The 5,258-nt window shown below is 33.5% G+C and carries 5 protein-coding genes; all 5 read right to left on the minus strand.

Going from position 1 to position 5,258, the window contains the following annotated elements; all coding sequences use genetic code 11:
• Positions 1–576: 576 nt before the first annotated feature.
• Positions 577–1,638: a mannose-1-phosphate guanylyltransferase gene (locus ACHZC3_RS02565; RefSeq protein WP_394758312.1), complete on the minus strand. Its 1,062-nt coding sequence runs from the start codon at positions 1,636–1,638 to the stop codon at positions 577–579.
• A gap of 8 nt (positions 1,639–1,646) precedes the next feature.
• Positions 1,647–2,246: a SprT-like domain-containing protein gene (locus ACHZC3_RS02570; protein ID WP_394758313.1), complete on the minus strand. Its 600-nt coding sequence runs from the start codon at positions 2,244–2,246 to the stop codon at positions 1,647–1,649.
• Positions 2,247–2,924: an SDR family NAD(P)-dependent oxidoreductase gene (locus ACHZC3_RS02575; RefSeq protein WP_394758314.1), complete on the minus strand. Its 678-nt coding sequence runs from the start codon at positions 2,922–2,924 to the stop codon at positions 2,247–2,249.
• A 65-nt stretch (positions 2,925–2,989) separates the two neighbouring features.
• Positions 2,990–4,015 (minus strand): fibrobacter succinogenes major paralogous domain-containing protein, encoded by a 1,026-nt coding sequence (locus ACHZC3_RS02580; protein ID WP_394758315.1) that lies wholly within the window; start codon positions 4,013–4,015, stop codon positions 2,990–2,992.
• Between the two features lie 182 nt (positions 4,016–4,197).
• Positions 4,198–5,258 (minus strand): hypothetical protein (locus tag ACHZC3_RS02585; RefSeq protein ID WP_394758316.1); only part of this gene is annotated, 1,061 nt, incomplete at its 5' end.

The raw sequence follows: 5,258 nt of genomic DNA on the forward strand, positions 1-5,258 counted from the left end.
TAATTAGAAACTTGTATAAATAAATTAGATAAAAATAGGATAAGCATATTATACAAAGCCATCTTGTCCAATTTTCATTGATAGTTATCAAAAAAAGAAAAGAAAAAATTAAAAAGAATATATTAAAAACAAACAGTTTTAAATTTTGAAATTTTGAAAAAATCCAATTTAAATATGTCCCTAATAAATATACTTTACCAACACTTAAAATTGTTTTTGGAATGAACCAAAAAAACATTAAAAAAGGGTAAAAGAAAAATGCGATAATATAATACCATCTTATGAAAAAGAAATAAATGACTAATACTAAAAAGTATATACTTGGAATACTTAAAGTTAACCAATTAGTTGAATCAGTATATTTTTGGGTTAATAGAAAATCTAATCTAAAAACAAATATTAGAATTCCCAGTATCCAAAAAAAACTAAAGAAAAGATGTTTAATAAAAAAGTTTGTTTCTATTTTATCATCTAAATTTATATTTAAAAAACTTGGCATTTATATTTTCTTTTAATGTAATTCTTATTAGTTTCTACTCGGATAAAAGAGCATACAACTAATAACTTCGTCTAGTTTTAGTTCTGCTCCAATTTTTTTACAATACTTTTTATATCCTGCTCTTTACTTTTTGGGTAAATAAGCAAAATTCCTTCTTTATCTACAATGATATAATCATGTAAACCATCAATGATGATGAGTTTGTCGGCATCGGAACGAACGATATTGTTAGAGGAATTCTCGAGCAAAACTTTGGCATTTACTACCGAATTATTGTTTTCGTCTTTGTCTAGTTTTTCGTGTAAAGAACCCCAAGTTCCTAGGTCATTCCAATCGAAAGTGGCAGGAAGAACATACACGTTTTTAGCGGTTTCCATCACGGCATAATCGATAGAAATATTTTCGGCAAGCGCATAATTTTCTTCTATAAATTGCTTTTCGGCTGGCGTATTATAACTTTCTAATCCGCTTAAGAATAAGGCATTCATCTTGGGTTGAAAAGCAGAGAAAGCTTCTGTAATTGTTTTCACACTCCAAATAAAAATTCCACCATTCCAAAGGAAATTTCCGGAATCTAGAAATGATTTTGCGGTTTCGTAATCAGGTTTTTCTCTAAACTGGTTTACTTTTTTTATCGGATTGGAATCGGTTTTATCATATTCGATATACCCAAAACCTGTATTGGGAAACGTAGGTTGAATTCCTAGAGTCATCAACGCATTTTCTTTGGTACAAAAATCGAAACATTGTTGCAAGTTTTCGGCGAAAGCATTTTCATCTTCAATCCAATGATCACTTGGCGCTACAACCATAACAGCATCTGGGTTTTGCTTTTGAATTTTTAGCGAAGCATACAAAATACAAGGCGCAGTATTTCGCATGGCTGGTTCTAACAAAACTTGCTCTTGTTTTACCATTGGCAACTGTTCTAAAACAATATGATTGTAACTTTCATTAGTTAAAATCAAAATATTTTCGACAGGAATTAACTTGGCTAATCTCGAAAAAGTTTTTTGTATTAATGTTTCTCCCGAGCCTAACATATCGTGAAATTGCTTAGGGAATTCAGCGGTACTTACTGGCCAAAATCGTGATCCAACACCACCAGCCATTAATATTGCGTAATAATTTTTATTCATTTTATTTTTTAATTGGGCAATAATTCTACTTCTGCATTTGGGTTAAATAAATAGGTTCGTCCAGAATTCATTTCTAAACATTCGTATCTTTTTAATCTTAAGGCTACTTTTTTAAAAATTTTCCCATTATGAATACGAAATACACTTCCATAGGGAATCTCAAAGATATAGTTTTTATCATTCTCTGGATCAAATTGTTTTAAGGCTAATGACAAAGTCGCATCGGTATCGCTACTGGCTTTTGGGTTTCTGAAATGCCTGGCCAATAAAGGCAATAATTGACTTGGAAATATCTCGGGACGAATAAACGGAACCATCAATCGTTGAAAAGTGAGTTTCCATTCGTCACCATGTGGTTTTATAATTCGTCCGTATTTTTCGAAAGCCACTAAATGAGAAATTTCATGAATTAATGTTATGAGAAATCGATACTTATTCAAACTAGTGTTAACCGTAATTTCGTGTTTTCCAGATAATCCTTTTCGGTAATCTCCATGGCGAGTCACTCGTTCATTTACGATTTTTAGATGTACTTGATTGATTTTGATTAATTCAAAAACAGGCTCTACCGAATGTTCTGGTATGTATTTTTCTAAAACGGTTTTCATTTATGGTGTTGTCGTTGAAACTTGTAAAACCCTACCATTATAATATTTATTTCCTGTAAGGGCAAAATTATAAATATAATCAGCCATTTCCTTTGCAGAAAGTGGTGCTTCGTAACCAGGAAAAGCTTCTTGTAACATTTCGGTATTTACAGCTCCTAATGCTAAAACATTGAACGAAATACCACGTGCTGCATATTCTTCTGCTAATAATTCCGACAAGGTAATGACAGCTCCTTTACTAGAACTATATGCAGAAAGTCCCGAAAATTTCATACTTCCTTGAATTCCGCCCATAGAACTTATGGTTACCACATGACTTCCTTTTTGAAGATATGGCAAACAAATGCGTGTTAGATTTGCAACGCCAAAAACATTGACTTTGTATATATTTTCAAATTCTTCCGAAGTAGTTTCAGCAAATGGTTTTAATAATAAAGAACCTGCATTATGAATAATAACATCTACTTTTTTCCAAGTGTGTTCCAAAAAGTTTGCAACTTGGCTTAAATCTTCTTCTACCGATAGATCGACAGAAAGACACGTAATATTTGAATTACCCAATAATTCTTGTGGTGTTTTTCTAGAAATAGCTAAAACATTATGACCTGCTTTAGCAAATTGCAAAGCCAATTCATATCCTATTCCTCGAGAAGTTCCTGTGATGATGATGTTTTTCATGACACAAATATAAAAAAAAGACTGTCGATACGGACAGTCAAATTTTAAACAAACTAAAAATTAAATTAATCCTTAATACATCGCACACAATACGCTTGTGCTTTGGCAACATTTGGATTTCTGCTCACACCAACATTGCTTGAATCCATGCCACGATGAGCTGCATTGGTAGCACTTGTTTCTGATGATGACCACCAATAACCACTTGTTGGTCTATTACTAAATGGAAAAGCACCCGCATTATTCCTGAAACCAGCTAAAAGCGCTGTAAAACCAGTAGTATTTGTACCACCACTTGACAATACACTTAAATCTTGCCCTACGTTACCTGTGTTTCTGAAAAATATATTTTGTTGTTCAGCTACTGACATCCCTAACGTATTTTCGAGATACATCCATTCGCAATCACTGGGAATATGAAAACCTGCTGGGCAAACTCCTTGAGAACGTTCCACAATAGAACCTTGCATGACTGCTGTCCATTGATAATACTTCCCTTCGTTTGCTGCTAATTCAGCGGCTCCGTCATTATAGTAACCACTCCAAGCGGATGTTGGAACATTTGTAAATGCTGTTAAATTTGTATTGGTAATATCAATATTATAACGACACCAACATTGCCCGCCAATTTCTACTAACGCTCTTGTGTTTGTTGTTGCTCCTAATCCATTTCCGAAAATAGCACTTGTAGCATTAGACCAATCGTATTCAGCTCCTAAAGTTGTTAACGGATCATCATTTAAAGTTGCTCCAGCTACCATACTGCACGGTGTTTTGGATATGGTTTTACCCACACAAAGTGAATTAGTAGGAATTGTAGCTAAGAATGTGGTTCCGCAACCGTTATACCAAAAATTTCCTGTCCACCATTCCATACAATTTATTGTTGTATTATAAATAAAAAGGCCAACAGCCGGTGAAAGAATAGCATCACGTTGTGTCGTTGTCATTCTTGGTGGCAAAAAACCTGCAGTAGTTGAAGACACACCCAAAATAGAAGAAGTGTTAGGAGTTGTTGTTCCAATACCTACTTGTGCAGAAGCAAAGCTTACAATAAATGACACAAATAGTAAACAAATTGACTTTTTCATTTTATCTTTTTATTTAAATTAGAAAAAGAGGATGTCTAAAAAACATCCTCTTTAAACACAAACTAAAAAAAATATTTTTTTGGTTATCATGTATTAATTTTAACTCCCAGCTAAATTAGTCTATCGAGATCCCGTATTATTAAACAAATGCCTCAAAATGTCTCTCAAATTAACTTAACAATTTACTGTACTTCAACATCATATACGAATCCATATTCAAATGCACTTGTTGTTAATGGAGTCACAGTACCGTTTTTAGCAATATAAGCATGTGAATAAAAGGTTGGAGAGGTAACTTCATTAGACCCACCAAAATAAACATCATTCCCAAAAACTCCTATACCATTTGCATCTGAATCACCTCCTCCTGAAATAGTTAGATAAGTAGCTACACCATTTTTCCAATACTTGGCTCTACCAACACCATTTGCATCTCTATCTGAACCTGCTATGTACACATCATTTCCGCTTATTGTTATTGCATCACCATTTGTTCTTGTTGTACTAGTAGAAGCAGCAACAGTTGTAGCAACACTATTTTTAGAATAAAAAATAGTATCAACAGCTGTAGTTTGGTTTGTTTCACCCCATAAAACATAAACATCATTACCGCTAACTTTAACATCTTGAGCAACACCATACATTGTTGGCGCAGATACGGTAGTTGAAGTAACAGTAGTTCCATTTATTGTCCATAATTTTGCAACATTTATAGAAGTATGGTCATAACCCACTACATAAACAGTATTATTTTTTACAGCAACTCCAAAAGCTTGTCCATAGATACTTCCTGCTGTAAGCAAACTAGTTTTTACCCCATTTTTCCATAATACTGGTTCAGTTTGAGAAGTTAAAGTATTTCTTTCTTCACCCGCAACATATACATCATTACCTACAACATATATGGCATTAGCCAAAGAAGAACTAGATCCTAAAGTTGTTGCTACTCCATTTTTCCAATAGGTTGCTAAACTTAGACCTGTTGAATTTTCAACATCCCCTGCTACATATACATCGCTTCCTACTACAAAAACATCTTGTGCACTTGCTTCACTTGTTCCGTTAGACAAGTCTGTTTTTACACCATTTTTCCACAATGCTGCTACATTCCAACCATTTGAATTATCATACCCACCCACCGCATAAACAGTTGGTTCATATACTGGCGGCTCTATTGGATTATCATCTTTACTACAAGAGGTAAATGTTGTGATTGCAAATGCAATGGCTAAAATGTTTAATG

Origin of the sequence: Flavobacterium sp., from assembly GCF_043720215.1 — a bacterium.
Lineage (GTDB): Bacteria > Bacteroidota > Bacteroidia > Flavobacteriales > Flavobacteriaceae > Flavobacterium.